The 25012-nt window shown below is 72.0% G+C and carries 17 protein-coding genes; 6 read left to right on the forward strand and 11 right to left on the reverse strand.

Translation table 11 applies throughout. The features are described from left to right. From IE249_RS32135 to IE249_RS32145, 3 genes are all read right to left on the reverse strand, one after another. A partial coding sequence (locus IE249_RS32135; RefSeq protein ID WP_189710601.1) for a peptide ABC transporter substrate-binding protein occupies window positions 1-1610 on the reverse strand: 1610 nt, incomplete at its 3' end. Between the two features lie 603 nt (window positions 1611-2213). Next, window positions 2214-4121 (reverse strand): translational GTPase TypA, encoded by a 1908-nt coding sequence (gene typA, locus IE249_RS32140; RefSeq protein WP_189710536.1) that lies wholly within the window; start codon window positions 4119-4121, stop codon window positions 2214-2216. A 179-nt stretch (window positions 4122-4300) separates the two neighbouring features. Next, on the reverse strand, window positions 4301-6547 hold the full coding sequence (locus tag IE249_RS32145; RefSeq protein ID WP_189710538.1) for an ABC transporter family substrate-binding protein: 2247 nt from the start codon (window positions 6545-6547) through the stop codon (window positions 4301-4303). Between the two features lie 358 nt (window positions 6548-6905). Between IE249_RS32145 and IE249_RS32150 the strand changes: the two genes are divergently transcribed. Genes IE249_RS32150 through IE249_RS32165 form a run of 4 tightly spaced genes read left to right on the forward strand, consistent with a single transcriptional unit; the run spans window position 6906 to window position 10789 of the window. Continuing rightward, window positions 6906-7193 carry an Rv0250c family protein gene (locus IE249_RS32150; protein WP_189710540.1) on the forward strand — a complete coding sequence of 96 codons (288 nt, stop codon included), beginning with the start codon at window positions 6906-6908 and terminating at the stop codon, window positions 7191-7193. Between the two features lie 24 nt (window positions 7194-7217). Further along, complete coding sequence (gene sdhC, locus IE249_RS32155; RefSeq protein ID WP_189710542.1) at window positions 7218-8054, forward strand: succinate dehydrogenase subunit SdhC; 837 nt, start codon at window positions 7218-7220, stop codon at window positions 8052-8054. Between the two features lie 24 nt (window positions 8055-8078). Next, entirely contained in the window at window positions 8079-10022 is a 1944-nt protein-coding gene (locus IE249_RS32160; protein ID WP_189710544.1) for a fumarate reductase/succinate dehydrogenase flavoprotein subunit, read from the forward strand. Then, window positions 10019-10789, forward strand: coding sequence for a succinate dehydrogenase/fumarate reductase iron-sulfur subunit (locus IE249_RS32165; RefSeq protein ID WP_189710546.1), 771 nt, complete (start codon window positions 10019-10021; stop codon window positions 10787-10789). Before IE249_RS32160 ends, IE249_RS32165 begins: the two co-directional genes overlap by 4 nt. 27 nt (window positions 10790-10816) lie before the next feature. On the opposite strand, the gene IE249_RS32170 is transcribed toward IE249_RS32165, so the two are convergent. From IE249_RS32170 to IE249_RS32195, 6 genes are all read right to left on the reverse strand, one after another. Next, entirely contained in the window at window positions 10817-11974 is a 1158-nt protein-coding gene (locus IE249_RS32170; protein WP_229859727.1) for a hypothetical protein, read from the reverse strand. 64 nt (window positions 11975-12038) lie between these two features. Further along, entirely contained in the window at window positions 12039-14651 is a 2613-nt protein-coding gene (locus IE249_RS32175; protein WP_189710549.1) for a SpoIIE family protein phosphatase, read from the reverse strand. A gap of 247 nt (window positions 14652-14898) precedes the next feature. Beyond that, on the reverse strand, window positions 14899-15327 hold the full coding sequence (locus IE249_RS32180; protein ID WP_189710551.1) for an ATP-binding protein: 429 nt from the start codon (window positions 15325-15327) through the stop codon (window positions 14899-14901). 250 nt (window positions 15328-15577) lie between these two features. Beyond that, entirely contained in the window at window positions 15578-16006 is a 429-nt protein-coding gene (locus tag IE249_RS32185) for a (deoxy)nucleoside triphosphate pyrophosphohydrolase (RefSeq protein WP_189710553.1), read from the reverse strand. A 22-nt stretch (window positions 16007-16028) separates the two neighbouring features. After that, window positions 16029-16226, reverse strand: a complete 198-nt coding sequence (locus tag IE249_RS32190; protein WP_189710555.1) for an SPOR domain-containing protein — start codon at window positions 16224-16226, stop codon at window positions 16029-16031. A 402-nt stretch (window positions 16227-16628) separates the two neighbouring features. Next, complete coding sequence (locus IE249_RS32195) at window positions 16629-17381, reverse strand: GntR family transcriptional regulator (RefSeq protein ID WP_189710557.1); 753 nt, start codon at window positions 17379-17381, stop codon at window positions 16629-16631. A gap of 304 nt (window positions 17382-17685) precedes the next feature. Here IE249_RS32195 and IE249_RS32200 point away from each other — a divergent pair, with 304 nt between their 5' ends. Continuing rightward, window positions 17686-18792 (forward strand): threonine synthase, encoded by a 1107-nt coding sequence (locus IE249_RS32200; protein ID WP_189710559.1) that lies wholly within the window; start codon window positions 17686-17688, stop codon window positions 18790-18792. Between the two features lie 102 nt (window positions 18793-18894). Next, entirely contained in the window at window positions 18895-20814 is a 1920-nt protein-coding gene (locus tag IE249_RS32205) for an ABC1 kinase family protein (RefSeq protein WP_189710561.1), read from the forward strand. A 28-nt stretch (window positions 20815-20842) separates the two neighbouring features. Here IE249_RS32205 and IE249_RS32210 read toward each other — a convergent pair whose 3' ends face one another. Together IE249_RS32210 and IE249_RS32215 are read right to left on the reverse strand one after the other, a co-directional pair. Then, window positions 20843-22348 (reverse strand): peptide MFS transporter, encoded by a 1506-nt coding sequence (locus IE249_RS32210; RefSeq protein WP_189710563.1) that lies wholly within the window; start codon window positions 22346-22348, stop codon window positions 20843-20845. Window positions 22349-22768: 420 nt separating this feature from the next. Next, window positions 22769-24955 carry an MMPL family transporter gene (locus IE249_RS32215; protein ID WP_189710565.1) on the reverse strand — a complete coding sequence of 729 codons (2187 nt, stop codon included), beginning with the start codon at window positions 24953-24955 and terminating at the stop codon, window positions 22769-22771. Window positions 24956-25012 lie beyond the last annotated feature (57 nt).

Genomic DNA, 25012 nt, shown 5'->3' on the forward strand with positions numbered 1-25012 from the left:
ACCGTGTCCCACAGGATCTGGTGACCGGCGACCTTCATCGACTTGATCTTGTCGCTGTAGCCCGCGTTCAGGGTGTAGAAGTACACCGGGATGTACGGCAGGTCCTTGAGCAGGATGTCGTCGGCCTGCTGGTACGTCTTGACGGCCTCTTCGTGCGTCGCGGCCTGGTCGCCCTTGACCAGGAGCTTCTCGAAGTCCTCGTTGACGTAGCCGGAGTAGTTCGAGCCGTTGGCGATGGCGTCCTTGGAGAAGACCGGGCGGAGGTAGTCCTCCATGTCCGGGTAGTCCATGCTCCACGCCATGCGGAACGCGCCCTGGTACTTCTTGGCGTCCAGGTCGTTGAGGATCGTCTGGAACTGCTCGAACGGCTTCGCCGTCACCTTCAGGCCCAGGTTCTGCTGGAGCTGGTTGGCGACCGCCTCGACCCACTCCTTGTGACCGCCGTCGGCGTTGTAGCCGATCTCCAGCTTGTTGCCGGGCAGGCCGCCGCTCTTCTTGTAGAGCTCCTTGGCCTTGGCGACGTTCAGGGTGCAGGCATCGCCGCAGGCGCCCTTGCGGTAGCCGTCGATGATCGGGCTGATGTAGTCGTCGGCCGGCGTACGGGCGCCGAGGAAGACCTTGTCCGCGATCGTCTTCCGGTCGATGGCCATGGAGATGGCCTTGCGGAGGTCCGCGTTCTTGAAGGCCTTGTTGTACTTGATCGGGAAGCCGATGTAACCGACGGCGGAGTCGGCCTCGTCGATGTAGCGGCCGTTCAGGTCCTTGTGGTACGTCGGCAGGCCCGACGTCGGGATCGTCAGCAGGCTGTCGAGGTTGCCGGCGACCAGGTCCTTGTAGGCCGTGTCCACGTTCGAGTAGATCTTGAAGTTGACGCCCTTGACCTCGATCTTCGAGGCGTCCGGGTACTTGTCGTACTTCGTGGTGCTGATCGACTCGTTGTGCTTGAACTTGCCGCTCATCTTGAACGGGCCGTTGCCGATCGGGGCCTCGCCGAAGCCCTTGGGGTCCTTGAAGAAGGCCTTGGGCAGCGGCACGAACGCCGTGAAGGACAGCTGCGACGGGAAGGCCGAGAACGGACCCGTGAGGGTGACCTGGAGGGTGTTGTCGTCGACCGCCTTCAGACCGGACATCTTGTCGGTCTTCGGCTTCTTGCCCTCGCCCGGGTTCAGGTCGCTGTAGCCCTGGATGTGGCTGAACAGCGGGTTGGTCTGCTGGGCGTTGGCCTGGTTGGCGCCGTAGTTCCAGGCGTCGATGAAGGACTGGGCCGTCACCTTCTCGCCGTTGTGGAACGTGTAGCCCGGCTTCAGCTTGATCGTCCAGACCTTGTTGTCCTTGGTCTCGATCGACTGAGCCATGGCGTTGACGACCTTGTTGGAGGCGTCGAGCTTGGTCAGACCCGTGAAGAGGGCGTTGATGACCTGGCCGCCCTCGGTCTCGTACGTGTTGGTGGGGACCAGGCTGTTCTGCGGCTCACCGATCTCGACCGAGACGACGCCGTTGCCCTTGCCACTGCCCGAGCTGCCGTTGTCACCGCCACCGCCACAGGCCGTCGCACCCAGCGCCACAACCGCGGCTATCGCAACCCACTTGGCGCTCTTGGCACCACGCATGGGGCTCCTCCTCATGAGTCCATTGGTTCACCGCATGGAGGGGCACATGACACATCACCGTCACCGGTGCCTGAAATGGTCAGGTGCCCCCGCGCTCGTGAGTCGGCGCCACCAGCAGCGCGTGACCCGTTTACCCGAGCTCTACGCGCCTAACTATCTGCCATCCGAACCGGACCGAACCACACCTGCAAGGTCTCGGTTCGATCACACCTGACGCCTACTTCTTCCAAAATCCGGACAAAGGGTTTGGTGAAAGATCCCTGCGAAACGGACTTGTTACACAACTATCGGGCTCGACTGTCCGCATAGCGGACACGGGGCCCGGAAAATCAGTTGCGTGGAACGGCGGAGTGGCTCTAGCGGTGCCGCCTCGACGCCTGAGTGCGGGACAGACCGGCGCGAAGGGTTCGGTAAGCCGCAGAATCCCAGCCACTTTAACAACGCGGCGTGGCCTCACAGGTGAGAGTGAGGGACCTGACACCCGGTTATAGGGAAAACCCTGTACGGCCCTGACGGGGCGAAAGGCCGAGGGGCCCGTCCGGCGGTGTGCCGGACGGGCCCCTCGGCCCGGTTGCCTGACGCGGCCGGTGGCCGGCCCGTGGCTCAGCCGTGCTTGGCGCGGCTGGCGGCGCGGGCGCGCTCGCGGGCGTCCAGGTTCACCTTGCGGATGCGGACCGCCTCCGGGGTCACCTCGACGCACTCGTCGTCGCGGCAGAACTCCAGGGACTGCTCCAGGGAGAGCTTGCGCGGCGGGACGATCGACTCGGCCACGTCGGCGGTCGAGGACCGCATGTTGGTGAGCTTCTTCTCCTTGGTGATGTTGACGTCCATGTCGTCGGAGCGGGAGTTCTCGCCGACGATCATGCCCTCGTACACCTCGGTGCCCGGCTCCACGAAGAGCACGCCGCGCTCCTGGAGGTTGGTCATCGCGAAGGCGGTGACCGCGCCGGAGCGGTCAGCGACCAGGGAGCCGTTGTTACGGGTCTGGAGGTTGCCGAACCAGGGCTCGAAGCCCTCGTGGATGGAGTGGCCGATGCCCGTGCCGCGGGTCTGGGTGAGGAACTCGGTGCGGAAGCCGATCAGGCCGCGGGAGGGCACCACGAACTCCATGCGCACCCAGCCCGAGCCGTGGTTGGACATGTTGTCCATACGGCCCTTGCGCACGCCCATGAGCTGCGTCACGGCGCCCATGTGCTCCTCGGGCACGTCGACGGTCATGCGCTCGACCGGCTCGTAGACCTTGCCGTCGACGTCCTTGGTGACCACCTGCGGCTTGCCCACGGTCAGCTCGTAGCCCTCGCGGCGCATGGTCTCGACGAGGATGGCGAGCGCGAGCTCGCCGCGGCCCTGGACCTCCCAGGCGTCGGGGCGGTCGGTGTCGAGGACGCGCAGCGAGACGTTGCCGATCAGCTCCCGGTCGAGGCGGTCCTTGACCTGGCGGGCGGTGACCTTGCGGTCCTTGACGGCCGCCTTCGCGTCGGCGCCCTTGCCGGTGCCGCCGCGGCCGACCAGCGGGGAGGTGTTGGTACCGATGGTCATGGAGATCGCCGGCTCGTCGACCGTGATCAGCGGCAGCGGGATCGGGTTCTCGGTGTCGGCCAGGGTCTCGCCGATCATGATGTCCGGGATGCCGGCGACCGCGCAGATGTCACCGGGGCCGGCCTTCTCGGCGGGCTTGCGGGTGAGCGCCTCGGTCATCATCAGCTCGGAGATGCGCACGTTCTGCACGGAGCCGTCGCGCTTGATCCACGCGACGGTCTGGCCCTTGCGCAGCTCGCCCTGCTCGACGCGCAGCAGCGCGATGCGGCCGAGGAAGTTGTCCGCGTCCAGGTTGGTCACGTGCGCCTGGAGCGGGGCCTCCTCGTCGTAGGTGGGGGCCGGGATGTGCTCCAGGATCGTGGAGAAGAACGGCTCCAGGCTGGTGGAGTCGGCCGGGACCGTGCCGTTGTCCGGCTTGGTGAGGGAGGCGATGCCGTCGCGGCCGCAGGCGTAGACGATCGGGAACTCGATCTGCTCCTCGTCGGCGTCCAGGTCGAGGAAGAGGTCGTAGGTCTCGTTGACGACCTCGTCGATGCGGGCGTCGGGGCGGTCCGTCTTGTTGATGCACAGGATCACGGGCAGGCGGGCCTGAAGGGCCTTGCGCAGCACGAAGCGGGTCTGCGGGAGCGGGCCCTCGGAGGCGTCCACGAGCAGCACGACTCCGTCGACCATCGACAGACCGCGCTCGACCTCGCCGCCGAAGTCGGCGTGGCCGGGGGTGTCGATGATGTTGATCGTGATCGGGTCCCCGCCGTCCTTGGGGTGGTACTTCACCGCCGTGTTCTTGGCGAGGATCGTGATGCCCTTCTCACGCTCCAGGTCGTTCGAGTCCATCATGCGGTCGTCGACCGAGTCGAGCTGGTGGGCGGCGAAGGCACCGGCCTGCTTCAGCATTCCGTCGACGATGGTCGTCTTGCCGTGGTCGACGTGGGCGACGATGGCGACGTTGCGGATGTCGTGGCGCGTGGCCATATGAAGGCGTACTCCCGGAGTGTGAGGACGGCGCGCGCGGACGTCTGTGTCGCGCGGCCCTGCCGGGCTGGACACGCCACGGCCTCACCCCATGGTACGGGTGCGCCGCCCATGGGGCTTGCGGGGCTGTGTCACCGCAGGTCAGGCCTGCTTGACGGGTGCCTGGGCGGCCGACGGGACTACGAGGACGGGCCGCTCGACGCCTTCATGCCCTTCTTCAGGTAGCCCATGTCCTCGTACACGGGGGTCCGGAAACCGAAGGAGCCGATGTTGGCGAGGTTCTTGCGGACGGCGGTCAGCTGGGGGCGCTGGTAGAGGGGGATGGAGCCGGCCGTGGCCCAGATGCGCGCGTCGGCCTTGCGGATCAGGTCCCGCTCCTCGCCCTGGTCCAGGGTGGCGATGGCCTGGTCGAGGAGCTGGTCGACCTGGTCGGTGCCGACCCGGGTGTAGTTCTGCTGGACGTTCAGGGAGCCGTCGGCGCCGGGGACGGGCTTGGCGTAGATCGGGCGGGCGTCGGTGGCCGGGAAGGCGGAGGACGGCCAGGAGTAGAGGGCGAGGTCGTACTGGCCGGAGGCGATGTGGTCGCGGAAGTAGCTCTCGTCGGAGACCTTGGTGATCTCGGTGGCGATGCCGACCTTGTCGAGCATGGCCGTGATGCGGTCGGCGACCTTGCGCAGGGTGTCCGAGCCGGGTCCGGAGGGCAGCACGAACCGCAGGGAGAGCGGCTTGCCGTCCTTGGCCAGCGGTCCGGCCTTGGCGCCGGCGCCGGCCGGGGCCGCGGTGCCCTTCGGGGCGTACGCGCCGGGGGCGCCGCCCTGCTTGAGGTGCTCCTGGGCGTAGGGGCGGCCGTCCTGGGCGAGCTGCCGGGCGCCGCCGTCGCCGGTGTGGCCGTCCTCGCTCCCCCGGTGGCCCGGCTCCTGCCGGTTCTTCTGCTGGTCGTCGTGGCCCTTGTTGTCCTCGACGTGGTCGTTGACGCCGACGATGTAGGTGCCGTCGTCGCTCTGCGAGGGGTCGGGCGAGCCGCCGGCCGAGCGGCCCTCGGCGCCGGCAGCCTTCTCGCCCTTCTTCTGCTCCTTGACCGGGCCGGGCACCCAGCCGGCGTCGGCGAGCAGGGCGCGGGCCTGGGCGGTGTCCTGGCCGCCGAGGGCGTCGCTGCTGTCGGCGTAGGCGTCCTGGCCGGACAGCGCGAGGTGGCTGCCGACCGGGACGGCGGGCAGGCCGAGCGGCTGGAGGACGACCTGGGCGAGTTCCTTGCGGTTCAGTGCGTGGGCCACGGCGTGCCGGACCCGCTCGTCGGCGAGGGGGCCGTCGGCGCCGTTGAGGGCGAGCTGCGTGTAGGCGGGCTCCAGGGACTTGCGGACCTCGAAGTCGCGCAGGGCCTCCTGCTGCGCGAGGTACTTCGCGAGCGACTTGCGCTGCTTCTTCAGGGCGCGCCGCTCGTGGCGGGCGGCCTTCTCGTCGGAGCCGTGCAGCACGGCCCAGGAGCGCAGCGCCTTGGCGGCGGTGCGGCCGCCGGCCGGGCCCTGGAAGGGGAGGCTGCCCTGGGCGCCGGCGACCTGCGTGATGCGGTCTGCCTCGGAGGGGTCGACGTCGGCGACGTCCACGGTGCCGTCGGCGAGGGCGGCGGCCCGCTTGTCGCGGGGCACCTCGTGCAGCACGATCTCGGACAGCTTGGCGGTGTGGCCCCACCAGCGCGGGTTGCGGGTGAGCACGACGTCCTTGTCCTTGGTGTCGATCTTCTGCACGGCGAAGGGACCCGCGCTGACCTTGAGCTTCTTGCGGGCCCCGTCGTTGAAGGCGTCGGCGGTGCCGGTGACGTCCTTGGGGTAGAGCGGGGAGAACAGCGAGCGCCAGTCGGCGTAGGGCTTGGCGAAGGTGACGCGGACCTCGAGGTCGTTGGCGCCGCGCTCGACCTTCTCGATGCGGTCGTAGCCGGCGTTGCGGGCGGTCCAGTAGGCCGAGTCCTTGCCGGACAGGGCGCGCCACTGGGCGGCGAAGTCCTCGGCGCCGATCTCGCGGCCGTCGCTCCAGACGGCCTGCTGGTTCAGCCGGTAGACGACCACCTGCTTGGGCTCGGTCTCCACCACCCGGGCGGAGTCGAGGTAGTCGGCGTCGCGCTGCGGGCGGCCGCTCGCGTCGGGCCGGAACATGGCGGGCAGGACGGCCTGGGCGACGCGGGTGGTGCCGGCGTCGGCGTCCGCCTGGAAGGCGTTGAGCGTCTGCGGCATGGCGTCCACGGCCCAGCGCAGGGTGCCGCCGTCGGCGAGCCGGTCCCGGGGGGCGGCCGCGATGTCCTGCCCGGCCAGGGGCTTGCTGCCCTCGTCGTCGGAACCGCAGCCGGCCAGGAGGGGCACCGCGAGCGCGCCCGCGGTCAGGAAGGCGACCGAGCGCATGACCGCGCGCGGCCCGACACCGTCGTACGACATCTGTGCTACCTCCGTGGAGCCGCTCCCGCCGGTGGACACGGGTGGGGTTTGTTCACATTTGGCGGTATTTTGGTGCTGATCAGATCTACGCCGATCCACGGCCCACTGAAGAGGAAAGGGTTCGCCGTCCGGGGACGACACGGCGGCACGGGCCCGCAAGGTCACCCGTCCGGCGCAACGCACGCCCCCGGCGCAGACAGAGCGCGTGCGGGCGCGTGAGTGGGGTGTGCAATCCGCCAATCGCTGCACACGCCTTCCCACCGACAGGTGTGACGCGCAACACTCGCAGGCGCATGAACGATGCCGTCCAGGGCAGGTCCCGCCGACAGGGCCCGGCCCGCGGAAGTGAGGTCACGTCATGTCCGTGCACGACGACCTGACGTCGGTACAGCGCGCCGTCGACGACCTGATGCGGTCGGTGGGCCGGCTGGAGCAGCAGCTCGGCGGTGGGCTGGAGGTGCGCCGCGTGCGCACCGACGCCGATCACCTGCGCGAGAGCGTCGCCCTGCTGCGCGCGGCCTCCGAGGGCCCTGCCACCGCTCCGCGGCCCTCGCTCGTCACCATCTCCGACGCCCCCTACGACATCACCCTGTGGACGGACTCGGACGACGAGGGTCTCGGCGCCCGCGACCGCCACGCCCCCTGACCCGACCCGACCGGAGTCCTTGAGTTGGCCACTGGTACGGAACCTCCCGACACCCAACCCCATCCGCGCGGCGGCGGCGTCCACTCACCGGCGCGCGCCGCCATCGCCGCACCGCACCTGCGGACCGACCGCTGGTGGCTGGCGCCCGCCGCCACCGCGGCCGGCCTGTTCGCCTTCGTCGTGTACTCGACATGGCGGGCCTTCGCGAACGCGGACTACTACGCGGCCCCCTACGTCTCGCCGTTCTACTCGCCGTGCCTGGCCCAGAACTGCCGGACCATGCACGCGGGCCCCAACGCCGATCTGTTCGGCAGCTGGTGGGCGATCTCCCCGGCGATCATCATCCTGATCTTCCCGCTGGGCTTCCGCCTGACCTGCTATTACTACCGCAAGGCCTACTACCGGGGCTTCTGGGCCTCGCCCCCGGCCTGCGCGGTGGCCGAGCCGCACAAGAAGTACACCGGCGAGACCCGCTTCCCGCTGATCCTGCAGAACGTCCACCGGTACTTCTTCTACGCGGCGATCCTGGTCGCCGGCGTGCTGACCTACGACACGGTGCTGTCCTTCCGCGACCAGCACTACCGGTGGGGCCACATGGGCCTGGGCACCCTGGTCTTCCTGGTCAACATCGCGCTGATCTGGACGTACACGATCTCCTGCCACTCCTGCCGGCACATCGTCGGCGGGCAGCTCAAGCACTTCTCCAAACACCCCTTGCGCTACCGGGCCTGGCGGTTCGTGGGCCGGCTCAACGCCCACCACATGCTGCTGGCCTGGCTGTCGCTGGCGAGCGTGGCGCTCGCCGACTTCTACGTCTACCTGGTCGCCTCCGGCGTCTTCGACGATCCGCGCTTCTTCTAGAGATCCCAGTGAGGAACTGAACTGATGTCCGTGGTCGACCGGCAGGAGTGGGACGTCGTCGTGGTCGGTGCCGGGGGCGCCGGACTGCGGGCCGCCATCGAGGCGCGCGAGCGCGGGGCGCGCACGGCGGTGATCTGCAAGTCGCTGTTCGGCAAGGCGCACACCGTGATGGCGGAGGGCGGCATCGCGGCCGCCATGGGCAACGCCAACGAGCACGACAACTGGCAGGTCCACTTCCGCGACACCATGCGCGGCGGCAAGTTCCTGAACCAGTGGCGGATGGCCGAGCTGCACGCGCAGGAGGCGCCGCAGCGGGTGTGGGAGCTGGAGACCTGGGGCGCGCTGTTCGACCGGACCAAGGACGGCCGGATCTCGCAGCGCAACTTCGGCGGGCACGAGTACCCGCGCCTGGCCCACGTCGGCGACCGCACCGGCCTGGAGCTGATCCGCACCCTGCAGCAGAAGATCGTCTCGCTGCAGCAGGAGGACCACCGCGAGACCGGGGACTACGAGTCCCGGCTGAAGGTGTTCCAGGAGTGCACGGTCACCCGGGTCCTCAAGGACGGCGAGCGGGTGAGCGGGGTCTTCGCCTACGAGCGGGAGTCCGGCCGCTTCTTCGTGCTCCAGGCCCCGGCGGTCGTGATCGCCACCGGCGGCATCGGCAAGTCGTTCAAGGTGACATCCAACTCCTGGGAGTACACCGGCGACGGCCACGCGCTCGCCCTGCTGGCCGGGGCGCCGCTGGTGAACATGGAGTTCGTGCAGTTCCACCCGACCGGCATGGTCTGGCCGCCGTCGGTGAAGGGCATCCTCGTCACCGAGTCGGTGCGCGGCGACGGCGGAGTGCTGCGCAACTCCGAGGGCAAGCGGTTCATGTTCGACTACGTCCCCGACGTCTTCAAGGAGAAGTACGCCGAGTCGGAGGAGGAGGCGGACCGCTGGTACGAGGACCCGGACAACAACCGGCGTCCCCCCGAACTGCTCCCCCGCGACGAGGTGGCCCGCGCGATCAACGCCGAGGTGAAGGCGGGCCGCGGCTCGCCGCACGGCGGGGTCTTCCTCGACGTGTCCACGCGCATGCCGGCCGAGGTCATCCGGCGCCGGCTGCCGTCCATGTACCACCAGTTCAAGGAACTGGCGGACGTGGACATCACGGCCGAGCCGATGGAGGTCGGGCCCACTTGCCACTACGTGATGGGCGGTGTCGCGGTCGACTCCGACACGGCGGCGGCGCGCGGGGTGCCGGGGCTGTTCGCGGCCGGCGAGGTGGCCGGCGGCATGCACGGCTCCAACCGGCTGGGCGGCAACTCGCTGTCCGACCTGCTGGTGTTCGGCCGCCGGGCGGGCTGGCACGCGGCCGAGTACGCGCAGGGCCTGGCCTACTCCCGGCCGCCCGTGGACGACACCCAGGTGGACACGGCGGCGGCGGAGGCGCTGCGGCCCTTCTCGGCCGAGGAGTCCGGGGCCGAACAGGAGACGGGCGGCCCGCCCGAGAACCCGTACACCCTCCACCAGGAGCTGCAGCAGACCATGAACGACCTGGTGGGCATCATCCGCCGCGAGGGCGAGATGGCACAGGCGCTCAGGAAGCTCGCCGAGCTGCGGGTGCGGGCCCGCCGGGCGGGCGTGGAGGGGCACCGGCAGTTCAACCCGGGCTGGCACCTCGCGCTCGACCTGCGGAACATGCTGCTGGTCAGCGAGTGCGTGGCACGGGCCGCGCTGGAGCGCACCGAGTCGCGCGGCGGGCACACCCGCGAGGACTGCCCCTCGATGGAGCGCCAGTGGCGCCCGGTCGGCCTGCTGTGCCGGCTCAGCGACCCCACCGGCGGTCTGGCGGCCACCGACCCGGTCCGCGGCCAGATCACCCTCACCCGTGAGACCACCGAACCCATCCGCCCGGACCTGCTCGCCCTCTTCGAGAAGGAGGAGCTGGTCAAGTACCTCGCCGAAGAGGAGCTGTACGAGTGAGCAGCTACGAGGCCCGCTTCAAGGTGTGGCGGGGCGACGCGGACGGCGGCGGCCTCAAGGACTTCGAGGTCGAGGTCAACGACGGCGAGGTGGTGCTCGACATCATCCACCGCATCCAGGCCACCCAGGCGCCCGACCTCGCCGTGCGCTGGAACTGCAAGGCGGGCAAATGCGGTTCGTGCTCGGCGGAGATCAACGGGCGGCCGCGGCTGATGTGCATGACCCGCATGTCGGTGTTCGCCCCCGAGGAGACGGTCACCGTGACCCCGCTGCGCACCTTCCCGGTCGTCCGGGACCTGGTGACGGACGTCGGCTTCAACTACGCCAAGGCGCGGGAGGTCCCGGCCTTCGTACCGCCGGCCGGTCTCGGCCCCGGCGAGTACCGGATGTTCCAGGAGGACGTGGACCGCCCGCAGGAGTTCCGCAAGTGCATCGAGTGCTTCCTGTGCCAGGACGTGTGCCACGTCGTGCGCGACCACGAGGACAACAAGCGGGCGTACGCCGGGCCGCGCTTCCTGATGCGGGTCGCGGAGCTGGACATGCACCCGCTGGACGCGGCCGAGGAGTCGGGCCTGGACCGCAAGAGCGCGGCCCAGGACGAACACGGCCTCGGCTACTGCAACATCACCAAGTGCTGCACGGAGGTCTGCCCCGAGGGCATCAGGATCACGGACAACGCGCTGATCCCGCTGAAGGAACGGGCGGTCGACCGCAAGTACGACCCGCTGGTATGGCTGGGCTCGAAGATCAGGAGACGGCAGGCGTAGGGTCCTCTCGCTCGGATTGGGCCGGGCTCATGACGGGCGGACCCAGCCTTCCCGGTACGCGGTCCAGTCGGCCCCGGTGGCGGCGAAGTCCACGTAGAGGGCGACGCCGAAGCGGGCGCGGTCGCGGTCCGTGCGGGACAGGCCGAGGCGGACCCCGCGGACCGCGGCCGGGACGGTCTCCGCGTGCGCCCAGTGGCCGAAGCGGTTCTCGTGGAAGAAGGGCAGGCCCATCAGCAGGTGGGTGGTGGGCGGGGTGACCTCCAGGGCGAGGGAGGTCTGCTGGGCGACGTAGCCGCCGTACAGGCTCTGCAGCGGCTGCATGGTGTCGTACGACATCACGGCGATCTGGTCCACCCGGCGGGCCACCTGCCCGAAGTAGGCCTGCGACCACCACTTGGGGTGGTTGGTGAGGGTGCCCCACAGGGTGTGGAAGGCGGGGAGCGGGTCGATCTGGTGCGCGGCGACGGACAGCGGGACGTGGTGCGCGCGGGTGAGGGCGTGCAGGTCGTCCAGGAGGTCCAGGTAGTCGGTGTCGCCCGAGTGCAGCGGCTCCAGGTCGAAGTGGGCGCCGTCGAAACCGGCGGCCAGGACGGCGCGGGTGGAGGTCACCACGTTGGCCCGGGTGCGCGCACGCTCCAGCCGCAGGCCGTCGGGGCTCTCGGTGGCCAGCTTGTCGCCGAGCCAGGCCTGCACGCGGACGCCGGGCAGGGCGCGGTGCACCGACTCCACGAGCCAACGGGCGTGGGAGTAGGCCGACTCGGGGAGGGTGCCGTCGTGCTCCAGCGGGCCGGCGTGGACGTAGAGGTCGCGGATGCCGGTGCCGTCGAGCCGGCGGGCGAGGGCCTGGGCGTCGGCGTCCTTCTTCCGGCCGTCCACCCAGGCGTGGCCCAGCCAGATCGCGTCCTGGTTCCTTGTGTGCGTGCCGTCGGCCGGGTCGCCCGTGAAGTTGACCCGGAGGGCGGTCTCGGCGGCCAGGAGGGGCAGGACGAGGACGAGCACCAGGGCGAGCGCGACGCGCCGGACCAGCCGGAGGCGCCGGCTGCGGCGGGAGGGGGCGGTGGCCGGGGTGGTGGCCGGCTGTTCCTGCGTTTCCGTCCGCGCTTCCGCGTCCGCCTCCGTCCGCGTTTCCGCGTCCGCGTGCGTTTCCGTGTCCGCGTCCGTCTGCGGTTGTGCTTCCGAGTCCACGTCCGTCCCCTCCCGCGCCGCGTCGCTTCGGGGTACGACGATCAACGGCGGCGGCGCGGTTGCGTCAGAACAGGCTCAGCAGCGCCTCCGCCGGATCGGTGAGGCCGTTCTCCCCGCCGGGGAGCGGGAGTTCGAACCAGACCGTCTTGCCGCGGGGCGTGCGGCGGGAGCCCCAGGCGGCGCTGAGGAGCCCGACGAGCTGGAGGCCGCGGCCGCCCTCGTCGGTGTCGCGGGCGCGCCGGCGGCGGGGCTGGACGAGGCCGGAGTCCCACACCTCGCACACCAGGGTGCGGTCGAGCAGGAGGCGGAGTCTTATCTCGCCCTCGCCGTAGCGCAGGGCGTTGGTGACCAGTTCGCTGACGAGTAGTTCGGTGGTGTCGACCAGGGGCTCCATGTCCCAGGCGAGCAGCTGCGAGCGGGCGTACTCGCGGGCGCGGCCGACGCTGCGCGGCTCGCGCGGCAGGGTCCAGTCGCCCACGGAGTCGGCGGGCAGGCCCTGGACGCGGGCCATGAGCAGCGCGATGTCGTCCTCGCCGTGGTGGCTGCCGAGGGTGTTGAGGACGTGGTCGCAGACGTCCTCCAGGGGCCGGCCGGGGTCGGTGAGGGCGCCCACGAAGGCCTGCAGGCCCTCGTCCAGGGGATGGTCGCGGGACTCGACCAGGCCGTCGGTGTAGAGGGCGAGGAGGGCGCCCTCGGGGAGTTCGACCTCCACCTCCTCGAAGGGCTCGCCGCCGACGCCCAGCGGCATGCCGGGCGGCACGTCGAGCATCAGGGCCGGCTCGCCGGGTTCGACGAGGACGGGCGGGAGGTGGCCGGCGTTGGCGAAGGTGCAGCGGCGGGTGACGGAGTCGTAGACAGCGTAGACGCAGGTCGCCAGGTACACCTCGGACAGGTCGGCCTCGCGGGGGCGGCGGGCGGCGCGGGTGGCCTGCTGGACGCCGCCGGGCGCACCGAGGCCGCGGGCGATCTCGTCCAGCTGGGAGAGGACTTCGGCGGGCTCCAGGTCGAGCAGGGCCAGGGTGCGTACGGCGGTGCGGAGTTCGCCCATGGCGACGGCGGCGCGCAGGCCGCGGCCCATCACGTCACCGACGACCAGCGCGGTGCGGTGGCCGGGGAGTTCGATGACGTCGAACCAGTCGCCGCCGACCTCGCTGGGCCGGCCGGTGGCCGCGTTGCCGGGCAGGTAGCGGCAGGCGATGTCGAGGCCGGAGGCCTCCGGGTCGCCGGGCGGGAGCAGGGACCGCTGCAGTATCAGCGCGCGTTCGTGCTCGCGGCGGTACAGGCGGGCGTTGTCGATGCAGACGGCGGCACGCGCGGCGAGTTCGACCGCGAGGCCCCGGTCGCGGTCGCCGAACGGCTCGCTGCCCTTGGTCCGGGCGAACTGCGCGAGTCCTACGACGGTGTCGTGGGCGACCATCGGGACGGCCAGCGTGGACTGCACCAGGCCGCCGTCCTCGCCGGACACGGTCTGCGGGCGGGCGGTGCGCAGGGCGTCCGCGCAGGGCGAGTTGAAGGGGTAGTGGTGGACGGCGCCGACCTCGACGGGGGTGCCGGTGCCTCCGAAGGGCGCGTCGGAGACGGCGCTGGCGAAGGCGACCCGGCGCAGCTGGGCGCTGCCGTCGGCGAAGCCGGGCGGGGTCTCGTCGCCGGCGAGGAGGCCCTGGTAGAGGTCGACCGTGGCGAGGTCGCAGAAGCCGGGTACGACGACGTCGAGGAGTTCGCGGGCGGTGGTCTCCAGGTCGAGGGAGTTGCCGATGCGGGCGCCGGCGTCGTTGAGAAGAGCGAGATTGCGCCGCGCGGCGGCGGCCTCGCGGGCGGCGGCGCGGCGGGCGGTGATGTCGGTGCCGAGCCAGGCGATGCCGATCGGGCGGCCGCTTCCGCTCTGTACGCGGTAGAGGTTGATGGACCAGTGGCGGCGCTCGTCGGAGCCGGGCACGAAGCCCGTGACGTGCATGTCCGTGATGGACTCGCCGTTCTCCAGGACCCGGCGCAGGGTCGCCGCGACCCGCTCGGCCTCCGCGCGGGGCAGGTAGTCGTGGACGCCCTTGCCGCGGTGGTCGTCGGGGGTGCCGCCGAAGATGGATGCGAAGCGCTCGTTGGCGCGGCGAACCCTCAGGTCGGTGTCGATGAGCAGGAAGCCGAAGGGAGATTGTCCGAAAATCGCCTGCGAGGCGGCGAGGTCGGTCTCGATGCGGCGCAGGGTGCGTACGTCGACGACCGTACAGACGGCGGCCTTGTCGCCCTCCGCCGTCCGGGTCGGCATCACGTAGACCTCGGCCAGGCCCTCCTCGCCGCGCCGGCCCTCCTCGTCGTCCGGCGCGCGGAAGGGCACTACGCCCGTCCACTCGCGGCCGTCGAGGATCTCGGCCATCTTGCGCTGTCCGCGCTCGCGCAGATCGGCGTCGACGAAGGCCTCTATCGGGTCCATGCCGACGGCGCGTTCGGCGGGGATGCCGAAGAGCTGCTCGGCGCGCAGGCTCCATTGGTCGACATGTCCGTCGGGGCCGATGGAGAAGGAGGCGACCTTGATGTAGTCGTACATCGAGCCGGGCGGGCTGCTCTGCCACATCGCGTCCGCGGGCGGCGCCACGTCGGCTCCGTCGCCGCTCGCGGACTTGGCCCTCGCGCCCTCCGACGGGTCCTCGGACTCCGTGGACTTCGCTGGTATCTCGCTCACGCGAACCGTCCCCTCCAGCTCACCGCGTCCGGCACCGGTCACCGGGGGCGGCTGCCCGCAGTATCCAGCACTACGGCGCCGCGCAACACGGTGTTCACGATCACAGGACCATCCCGATGCTTTTCGGTCCGGCCTGCGACAACACAACCAGTCTTCTAACCAGGCAACACCCCGTCGAATCCCGCCCGGGGACAACGGTTCAGCGGTCGGTTCCGGTCGGTCGGCGGTGGTAGGGGCGAGGGCCCGGTCATCCGGGGACGGCGAGTTCGAACCAGACCGTCTTGCCGGACGCGCCGGGGCGGGTGCCCCAGCGGCGGGAGGTGGAGGCGAGCAGTTGCAGCCCGCGGCCGCTCTCGTCGTCGGGGCGGGCGGGGCGTTCGCGGGGCGGGTCCGGGAGCGGGTCGGAGACCTCGACGAGCAGGACGTCGGGCAGTCCGGCGGGACGGACCAGGCGGACGCCGATGGGACCGGTGGCGTGTCGCAGGGAGTTGGTGACGAGTTCGCTCACCAGGAGGGCGGCGGTGTCGCCGACGCTGTCGATGTCCCAGGCGCGCAACTGGGCGCGGACGGCGGCCCGGGCGGTGCGCACGGCGCCCGGGTCCGCGGGGAAGGTCCACTCGGCGCGGTCGCCTTCGGTGTCGATCACGCCGATCACTTCCCAGGCCAGTGAGCCCACCCATGTCCGGTTTCATGGGGTTAATGGGCACATACCCGATATCCGGGGGCGAGTACCGCCCTGCCGGAGCCAGTACCGCCCGTGACGGCGCACTGTGGCACGAACGGCGCGGGAAGCGCCAGTCTCGCGCAACCGATGCCTCCGGGCACCCCGCGAAGGGCTCGGGCGCGGGCGCACGGAGGGTCTTGAGCGCGGGGGTGCGCGCGGGGTTCACGCTGGGGTGCGCGGCTGTCGGGGCGTCCGTGCGCGTCTATCGGGGGGTGCGGGGAGCGCGGGAGCCGGCGCCGAGGTGGGCGAGGGTCTCGCGTACGGCAGGGACGTCCTGGTCCAGCCAGGGGACGTCCCAGATCTCGTCCGGGGTGAGCCAGCGCAGCGCGTCGTGGTCCTCGAGGGGTTCGGGGGCGGCGGAGCCGGGGCGCAGACGGGCGGTCCACACGTGGAGTTCGTACGGCGCCCTCAGCGGCCAGGCGCCGGGGACGCGCTCCACGGGTTCGGCGTCCACGCCGAGCTCCTCGCGCAACTCGCGGACGAGGGCGGCCTCGGGGAGTTCGCCGGGCTCCACCTTGCCGCCGGGGAGTTCCCAGCGTCCGGCCAATTCCGGTGGCGCGCTGCGACGCGCGGCGAGCAGGCGGCCGGCGTCGAGCAGGGCGGCACCCACCACCACGGTCCGTTCGGTCATGCGCGGGAGCCTACGGGAAGGGTCAGTCGGCGGCCGGGGCGCCGTTGCCGTTCTGCCCGAGGCGCTCGACCCAGTAGAGCTGCTTGTGGCCGCGGCTGTCGAGGCTGTCCGCGATCTTCTGTGCTTCGGCGCGGGTCGCGTACCGGCCCACGCGGTAGCGGTTGCCGTTGTCGTCCTGCCGGACGACGAGCCAGGGAAGAGTGATCGTGCCGTCGTTCATCCCGCCCCACGACTCCTTCCCTCCCCCGGCCGGGCCCCGTCCACTGAGGAAACCGCAGTCCGCATATGCCCGAGCGTACGCCTAACCTTCACGCAGCGAATACGGATTCTCACAAAGAGGTAGGCAACCGGCCAGCACGGAGGGGGCGCACGAAACCGAACGCGCCCTCTGTGGGCCTGGATGCGCCGAATCGGCAGCCTACGGCCGCCGCCGGTACAACCTGCGGAAACGGCCGGAATTGGACGCCGGGGGACGAGACTCCCCGCTCGGGAGATCCCCGCCGTTTTCCCCCGGGGACGCAGCGCGGGAGCAGCCCAAGGGCGCGCGCCGGGGGTACTGGACCGGGTGGGCGCCGGGGCGCCGGACCCGGGAGGGGGGCGCCAGGTTCCGGCGGAGCCGGGGTTACTTGACCGGAAGGTGGTAGGAGACTCGGTAGCGGTCGGCCGGGATTACTACGTCTGCTGTTTCCACCGGGCGGCCGGAGGCGTAGAAGGTGCGCTGGACGACCAGGACCACGTGGCCGGGGACGCCGCCGAGGGCGAGGAGTTCCTCGGCGAGGCCGGGGCGGGCGCCGACCTCCTCGGTGACGTTGTCGACGATGACGTCGATGGCGCGCATGCGCTCGACCACGCCCATGCCGCCGAGCGGCCCCTCCTCGGGCAGCATCACGGGCGTACGGCCGGTCACGGCGAGCGGCTCCCAGGAGGTGGACAGCATCATCGCCTCCCCCGCCTCCCGGAACACGTACTTCGTGCACATCACGCGGTCCCCGGGCTTGATGCCCAGCCGCTCGGCGATCGCCCCGCTCGCCTCGGTCTGCCCACTGCCCGACTCCCAGGTGCCACGCGCCTCGCCGTCGGCCTGCTCCTGGCGGAACGGCGTGGCCCCGCCCGCCGGACGGAAGCCGGAGCGGGCGACCCGGCGCGGCACGGGGCGCTCGCGCACATACGTCCCCGATCCTGAGCGGCCCTCGACCAGCCCCTCGGCCATCAGCACCTTGCGCGCCTCCAGCGCGACGGTGTCCGAGACGCCGTACTCCTCGCGGATCCTGGCCTGGGAGGGCAGGCGGGTGTGCGGTGGCAGCAGCCCGTCGACGATCTTCTTGCGGAGATCACCCGCGACGCGCAGATACGCCGGCTGCTCACCGAAAGTCACTGGCCACTCCCATCAGGTTGTACAGACAGCAACAGCGTGGCAACCCAGGGTTGTACTTGCAAGCGAAGGCCAGAGAATCACTCGATGTGATGACATCCGCCGCCGGGACGCTTAACCAGGTGCTTTGCGCAAAGCGACCGCGCTCGTCACCCCTCCCGCGCGGGTGCCTCACCGCACCGGCCCGGAACCGGCGCCCACCGCCGTACCGCGCCCGACCCCAAAGCCTCGCGTCCCGTGACGGCCGCCCGGGGCACGCCCGACGCCGTACCCGGGAACGCCCGGCACCGGCCCGTAACCTGCGGGCATGACACCACTGCCGGACCGTTACTGCCCCGTCGACGGCATCCGTATCCCCGGTGACTCGCTCGCCTGGTGCTGTCCGTCCTGCCACGGACCCCTCGACCTCGACTTCGCGCCCACCCCGGCACCGCTGAAGTCCCTCACCGGACGGGTGAACTCCCTGTGGCGGTACGCGGAGACGCTGCCCCTGTCCGCGCCCCGGGTGTCGCTCGGCGAGGGCCGCACCCCGCTCGTGGAGCTGACGGACGAGGTGCAGGGCAAGCTGGACTTCCTGATGCCCACCCTGTCCTTCAAGGACCGCGGCGCGGTCATGCTCGCCGAACTGGCCCTGCGCGCCGGGCCCCGCCGGGTCGTCGCGGACAGCAGCGGCAACGCGGGCACGGCCGTCGCCGCGTACTGCGCCCGCGCCCGGCTGCCCTGCACGGTGTACGTGCCGCTGGGCACCTCCGTGAAGAAGCTGGAGCAGATGGAGGCGCACGGCGCGCGCCTGGAGGTGGTCGACGGCGACCGCGAGGCGGCCGCCGCGGCGGCACGGCGCGCGGCGGACGAACCGGACACGTTCTACGCCTCGCACGTCTACAACCCGTACTTCCTGCACGGCACGAAGACCTACGTCCACGAGCTGTGGGAGGACCTCGGCGGCCGGCTCCCGGAGGTGCTCGTGCTGCCTGTCGGCAACGGCACGCTGCTGCTGGGCGCGGCGCTGGCGGTGGCCGAGCTGTACGGGGCCGGGCTGCTGGACCGGCGTCCTCGGCTGTGGGCGGTGCAGGCCGCGGCCGTCGCCCCGCTCGCCCACGCCTTCGCCGAGGGCGCGGACGACCTCACCGGCACCACCACCCTGGCACCCACCCACGCCGAGGGCATCGCCATCCCCCGGCCGCCGAGGGCCCGTCAGATCCTGCGCGCGGTCCGGGAGTCGGGCGGCACCTTCCTGACCGTGACCGAGGACCGGATCCGCCACGCCCAGCTGGACCTCGCCTCCCGCGGCCTCTACGTCGAGTCGACGGGCGTGGTCTGCTGGGCGGCGGTCCGCGAGGGCGCCCTCGGCGGCAGATCGGCGGTGGTGCCGCTGTGCGGAGCGGGACTGAAATCGGGCCCCGCGCGGGACTGAGGCCGTCCGGGCGGGCCGGAGCCGGCGTGACACCGGCCCGGCTCGAGCCGGGCTCGAGTTCAACTCCCTTGTTGGATACGGCCGTTCATTAACCTGCCCGGTATGTGGCTGCTCGGGGTGGTCGGTGGGTTCGTCGTGCTGGTGCTTCCGGCTCTGCTGGGGCGGCGGCTGCTCGGGGTGCGCGCCGGGGTGGTGCGCGTCGCCGTGGCGTCGCTGGTGGGAATCTCCGTGTCCGGCGCGGCGCTCGGGCCGCAGATGCGCGAACCGGCGCGGCGGGCCACGCTGTTCCCGCTGATGCTGGGCACCGGGCTGCTGACCGCGATGGTGTGCCTGGTGGTCCTCGACCTGCTGCTGCCGCAGGGCGCGCCGGGGCCGGTGGCCCGGGCGCGCGCGGTGCGGGCCAGGCTGGCGCGGGCCCGGCGCTACTCCGAGATCGTGGCCCTGCTCGGGCGGCACGGCCTCGGACCGTATCTGCGCGGCCGCCACCGCGGTGGCGCGGTCCGCCACGAGCAACTGGCCGGTGAGCTGCACGACGCGCTGCGGGATGGCGGCACCACGTTCGTGAAGCTCGGCCAGCTGCTGTCCACCCGGCGCGACCTGCTGCCCGAGCCCTACGTCGCCCGGCTCGGCCGGCTCCAGGACCGGGTGCCGCCCGCCGACTGGGCTCAGGTGGAGGCCGTACTGGTGGAGAGCCTGGGCGCGCCGCCGGAGAAGGTGTTCGCGCGGTTCGAGCGCGAGCCGCTCGCCGCCGCGTCCGTCGCCCAGGTGCACGCGGCCGAACTGCGGGACGGCACACGGGTGGTGGTGAAGGTCCGGCGGCCGGGCATCCGCCGGGCGGTGGTGCGGGACCTGGACATCGTGGCGCGGCTGGCCCGCACCCTGGAGCGGCGCACCGAGTGGGGGCGCGGCCTGGGTCTGACGGTGCTGGCCGAGGGGTTCGAGCAGGCGCTGCTGGAGGAGCTGGACTTCCGCGTCGAGGCGCGCAACCTCACGGCGGTGCGGCGGGCCGCCGAGGCGCGCGGCGACACCGGTGTCGTACTCCCGGATCTGCACGAGGAGTTGAGCGGGGAGCGGGTGCTGGTGCTCGGCCGGATCGACGGCGTGCCGCTCGGCCGGGCGCGGGTCGGCGGCCCGGAGGAGGGCGAGCGGCTCGCGGGGACGCTGCTGACCGCGTTCCTCGACCAGATCGTCTACGACGGGGTCTTCCACGCCGATCCGCACCCCGGCAACATCCTGGTGCTGCCGTGCGGGCGGCCGGCGCTGCTCGACTTCGGTTCCGTGGGGCGGCTGGACGCGGGGCTGCGCTCGGCCATGGCGGGGCTGTTCGTCGCGGTGGACAACGGGGACCCGGCCGCGCTGCGGGACGCGCTGCTGGAGGTGACCGAGCGCCCCGAGGAGGTGGACGAGCAGCGGCTCCAGCGGGCGCTCGGGCGGTTCAGCGGCCGGCATCTGGGGCGGGGGGCAACTCCCGACGTGCGGATGTTCACCGACCTGTTCCGGCTGGTGGCCGACTTCCGGCTGGCCGTCCCGCCCGAGATGGCGGCGGTGTTCCGGGCGCTGGCCACGCTGGAGGGGACGCTCGGGCGGATGGCGCCGGGCTTCGACGTGCTGGCCGCCTCCCGCGCGTACGCGGTGAGCCGGTTCGCGCGGCAGCTGCAGCCCACGACCCTGCGGGACTCGGCCCGTGACGAGCTGCTCGCGCTGATGCCGGTGCTGCGCAATCTGCCCCGGCGCCTGAACCGGATCACCGGGGCGCTGGAGGAGGGCCGGCTGGGCGTCAACGTACGGCTGTTCGCCGACGCACGCGACCGGCGGGTGGTGGCCGACCTGCTGGGCCGGGTGCTGCTGGCCGTCCTCGGCGTCTTCTTCGGCGTCCTGGGCGTGCAGCTGCTCGGCACCGAGGGCGGCCCGGCCACCGCGGCGGGCCCGGGCCTCTACGCCCTCCTCGGCTACCACCTGCTGGTCCTGTCCGCCGCGGTGACGCTGAGAACGGTCCTGCTGCTGACCCGCCCCCTGTCGTGACGTGAGGGCGTGAGGGGCGGGTCCCGGGTCAGACGGTCAGGCGGTCGGTCAGGGGCCGGCGGGTCAGGTGAAGGGTCACGGCCGTCACCAGCGCGACCGCGGCCAGGCCCAGGAAGTAGGCCGGACCCGGGACCCGATCGCCGGAGAGCTTGAGGGCGTTGCCGCCGACGCCGCCGCCGAGTGCGCCGGAGAGCCAGAACAGGGCGACCGTGCGGTTCACGAAGCCGGGCGGGGCGATCGCGGTGGCCGCGCTCATCCCGACCGGCGCGAACGACACCTCGCCCACGGCCAGCAGCAGGAAGGCGAGCACCAGCCACAGCGGCGACACCCGCGCCCCGTCCGACGCCCGGGCCGCCGCGCACGCCATGACGGCGTAGGCCGCGGCCGTGGCGCCCATGCCGGCCGCGTACTTGACCGCGGTCGGCATCCGGTCGCCGGCGCGGGTCCACCAGCGGGCCAGCAGCGGCGCGAGCACCAGCACGAACAGCGGCACCGCCGCCTGGAACCAGCTGGCGGGCACCGTACGGCCGAACACCTCGCGGTCGGTGGCGTGCCGGGCGAACAGCGCGAAGGCCGAGCCGCCCTGGAGGAACAGCGCCCAGAAGACGGCCGAGGCGAGGAACAGCCAGACGTAGGCGCGGACCCGGACGCGTTCGCCGGCGGTCAGCCGCCGGTCGCGCAGCAGCCGCCAGAAGCACAGCACCGGCGACACCACGCACAACAGGCCTACCAGGGCCATGAGATGGGCGATGCGGAAGGAGCCGAGCGCCGCGTCCGTGCCGTAGCCGAGGACGGCCGCCGCGGTGGCGGCCAGCGCGATCCGCAGGACGCGGGCGCGTTCGCCGGGCGAGGCCGGGCGCTGCGGGGCGCGCCCCGCGTCACCGAGGTGCCGCAGGCCGCGGACGTACTGGAGCAGGCCGGCGCCCATGCCGAGCGCGGCGGCCCCGAAGCCGAGGTGCCAGTTCACGCCCTCGCCGAGCGCGCCCACGGCCACCGGGGCGATGAGGGCGCTCACCTGGACGCTCATGTAGAAGACCGCGAAGCCCGCGTCGCGGCCCGTGCGGTCCTCGCGGTCGTAGAACTCGCTCAGCAGGCCCGCCATGTTGGGCTTGAGCAGGCCGGTGCCGCAGGCGATCAGCAGCAGACCCGGGTAGAGCAGGCCGGTGACGGGCACCGCCATGGCGAGGTGGCCGAGCGCGATGAGGACACCGCCGTACAGGACGGCCCGCCGCGCGCCGAGCACCCGGTCGCCGAGCCAGCCGCCGGGCACGGAGGCCAGGAACACGGCGGCCATGTAGATCCCGTACAGCAGCGCAGCGTCGCCGGCGGACATGCCGAGGCCGCCGCGCGCGGTGTCCTCGGTGAGGTAGAGGACGAGGATCGCGGACATCCCGTAGAAGCTGAAGCGCTCCCAGACGTCGGTGGCGAAGAGGGTGACGAACCAGCGGGGACGGCGCGGAACCTCGGTGGCGGAGGTCGTGACGGCTGAGGCGAGGTCGGTCACTGCGTCGCGAGGTCGGGGCGGGGCGGCCATGGGTCCTCCGTACGGGGGTCGGGCTGTCGTGGGCCCGACCGTGCTCGCCGCGCTTCGACGACCGCTCGAGGACTCCTCGCGGCGCCGTGCCTCCGGGACTCGCGCGGCGCCCGGCCGGGGGAGTGCCGGGCGCCGCGGGCGGAAGGGAGGCGGCCGGACCGCGGGGCGTCAGGCGGCGTGGGTGACGGCCGCGACGCCGGGCCTGCGGTCCGGCGGGCCGGCCCGCGGGTCCCTCACGCCCGGGGCCGTTCCCTTCACGCCCTCAGCAAACCGCCCCGTCCTCGGAGTTCGCTCGGGGCCCGCTCGCCCTTCGCGCGAAGCCGTGCCTGCGGCGACGTCACGACGCGACGGAGCCCGGACTCCCCGTCAGGTGGGGTCCGGGCTCCGCGGTGCGGGGGCGACGGCGCGTGGCCGTGCGCGTCAGGGTCGGCCGTGGTGCTCCAGGTCGAGCTTGGGCAGCGCCCGGTCCAGGCCGGACGGGAGCCACCAGGCGCGGCGGCCCATGAGCTGGAGCGCGGCCGGCACGATCAGGCAGCGGATGACGACCGCGTCGACGAAGACGGCCACCGCCATGCCGAAGCCGAACTGCTGGAGCATGCGGTCGCCGCCGAGGATGAAGGCGCCGAAGACCGCGACCATGATGGCGCCCGCGGCGAGGACGACCGAGCCGGTGTGCGCGAGGCCCTCGCGGATCGCCAGGGAGGCGTCCTTGGTGCGGGTCCACTCCTCGCGGATGCGGGAGACCAGGAAGATCTCGTAGTCCATGGAGAGCCCGAAGACGATCGCGAAGATCATGATGGGCAGGTAGGCCTCGATCGGTCCGGGTTCCAGGCCGAACATGCCCTTCTGGAAGACCAGCGTCATGGCGCCCAGCGCGGCCCCGATGCTGAGCAGGTTGAGCAGCGCCGCCTTCAGCGGCACCAGCACCGAGCGGAACACCATGACCAGGATCAGCAGCGACAGGCCGACCACGATGGCGATGAACAGGGGCATGCGGCGAGAGACGGTGTCGGCGTAGTCGATGACGGCGGTGGTGGAGCCGCCCACGAGGTAGTGGGCGCCGGTCTGCCGGCCGAGTTCGGGCAGTACGCCGTCGCGCAGGGTGTGCACCAGCTCGGTGGTGCGGGCGTCCTGGGGTGAGGTGGTCGGGAAGGCGATGACGGTGAACGCCTTGTTGTCCCGGGCCGGGATCGGCGCGGTGGCGGCGGCGATGCCGGGGGTGCCGTTCAGCCGCTGGGTGAGGGCGGTGCCGGCCCGGCCGGCGCCTTCGGCGACCACGACGAGGGGGCCGTTGAAGCCGGGGCCGAAGCCGTCGGCGAGCAGGTCGTAGGCCTTGCGGCTGGTGGTCTTCGCGGGGTCGTTGCCCGCGTCGGCGAAGCCGAGCCGCAGGTCGAGCGCGGGGGCGGCGAGCGCACCGAGCGCGGCCACGGCCAGCACCAGGGAGACGAGCGGGCGGCGCTGCACCAGGCCCGCCCAGGCGCGCCAGCGGGCCCCGCCCTCGACCGGGCGGCCCTTGGCGGTGCGGCGGGCGGCCTTGGCGGTGAACTGGCGGGCGAACCGCTTGCCGAACAGGGCGAGCAGCGCGGGCAGCAGCGTCAGGGAGGCGATCATGGTGACCAGCACGGTGAGCGCCACGGCGACCGCGGTGCCCTGGAGCGAGCCGAGGCCGAGGGCGACCAGTCCGAGCAGGGCGACGATGACCGTGCAGCCGGCGAAGAACACCGTGCGGCCGGCGAGGTCGAGGGCGCGGCGGCCGGCGTCCTCGGGGGACGCGCCGCGCACCAGCTCGGCCCGGTAGCGGGCGAAGATCAGCAGGGCGTAGTCGATGCCCACGCCGAGTCCGACCAGCATCATGATGTACGGCGTGTAGCTGGCGATGGTGAAGACGTGCGAGAGCAGGATGATCACGCCGAGGGTGCTGCTGACCGCGAACACGGCGGTGATGACGGGCAGTCCGGCGGCGATGACGGTGCCGAACATCAGGCCGAGGATCACCAGCGCGGCGAGCATGCCGATGCCCTCGGCCGCCCCGCCCTGCGCCTCGCCGAGCTTGCGCGCGGCGTCGCCGCCGAGCTGGACGTCCAGGCCGTCCGCGCGGGCGGTGCGGGCGGTGTCGTAGATGCGCTGCGTGTCCGCCTTGGCCATGTCCTCGGACTTGCCCCGCAGGACGACGGTGGCGTAGCCGATGGTGCCGTCCTTGGAGACGGCCTGGCGGTCCTGGTAGGGGCTGCGCACCTGGGCGACCTGGGGCAGGTGGGCGACCTCGGCCAGCATCTCGGTGACGGCGCCGCGGGTGCCGGGGCCGTTCAGTCCGTGCCGGTCGTGCAGCACGATCTCGAGGCTGTCGCCGGCCTGGGCGGAACCGTGCTTCTGCATGGTCTGCAGCGCCTGCTGGGTCTCGGTGCCGGGCAGCGAGAAGTCGTCGCGGTAGGCGTCGCCGAGGGCGGAGGCGCCGGTCCAGACCGCGAGCAGGACGGCGACCCACAGTAAGAGGGCGGTCCAGCGGTGGCGTTGGGCGAATCCGGCGGTGCGTTCCAGGACGGAGCGGCGCCTGGGGGGTGGCGGCGTGGTGGGGGTGTCGCTGCGGACCGGGCTAGTGGTCACCATGCTCTCCTTGTCGAGACAGTGCGCCCAGAGGTGCCACGCCGGCATCGACTCCGGCTC

The organism is Streptomyces anandii JCM 4720, assembly GCF_014650655.1.
Classification (GTDB): domain Bacteria; phylum Actinomycetota; class Actinomycetes; order Streptomycetales; family Streptomycetaceae; genus Streptomyces; species Streptomyces anandii.

What these genes read in the sequence shown, in the direction of transcription:
- typA (WP_189710536.1), bottom strand. Translation starts at nt 4,121, where the DNA reads ATGGCCACGCGCCACGACATCCGCAACGTCGCCATCGTCGCCCACGTC.
- IE249_RS32145 (WP_189710538.1), bottom strand. Translation starts at nt 6,547, where the DNA reads ATGTCGTACGACGGTGTCGGGCCGCGCGCGGTCATGCGCTCGGTCGCC.
- IE249_RS32150 (WP_189710540.1), top strand. Translation starts at nt 6,906, where the DNA reads ATGTCCGTGCACGACGACCTGACGTCGGTACAGCGCGCCGTCGACGAC.
- IE249_RS32160 (WP_189710544.1), top strand. Translation starts at nt 8,079, where the DNA reads ATGTCCGTGGTCGACCGGCAGGAGTGGGACGTCGTCGTGGTCGGTGCC.
- IE249_RS32185 (WP_189710553.1), bottom strand. Translation starts at nt 16,006, where the DNA reads ATGACCGAACGGACCGTGGTGGTGGGTGCCGCCCTGCTCGACGCCGGC.
- IE249_RS32190 (WP_189710555.1), bottom strand. Translation starts at nt 16,226, where the DNA reads ATGAACGACGGCACGATCACTCTTCCCTGGCTCGTCGTCCGGCAGGAC.
- IE249_RS32200 (WP_189710559.1), top strand. Translation starts at nt 17,686, where the DNA reads ATGACACCACTGCCGGACCGTTACTGCCCCGTCGACGGCATCCGTATC.
- IE249_RS32205 (WP_189710561.1), top strand. Translation starts at nt 18,895, where the DNA reads ATGTGGCTGCTCGGGGTGGTCGGTGGGTTCGTCGTGCTGGTGCTTCCG.
- IE249_RS32210 (WP_189710563.1), bottom strand. Translation starts at nt 22,348, where the DNA reads ATGGCCGCCCCGCCCCGACCTCGCGACGCAGTGACCGACCTCGCCTCA.
- IE249_RS32215 (WP_189710565.1), bottom strand. Translation starts at nt 24,955, where the DNA reads ATGGTGACCACTAGCCCGGTCCGCAGCGACACCCCCACCACGCCGCCA.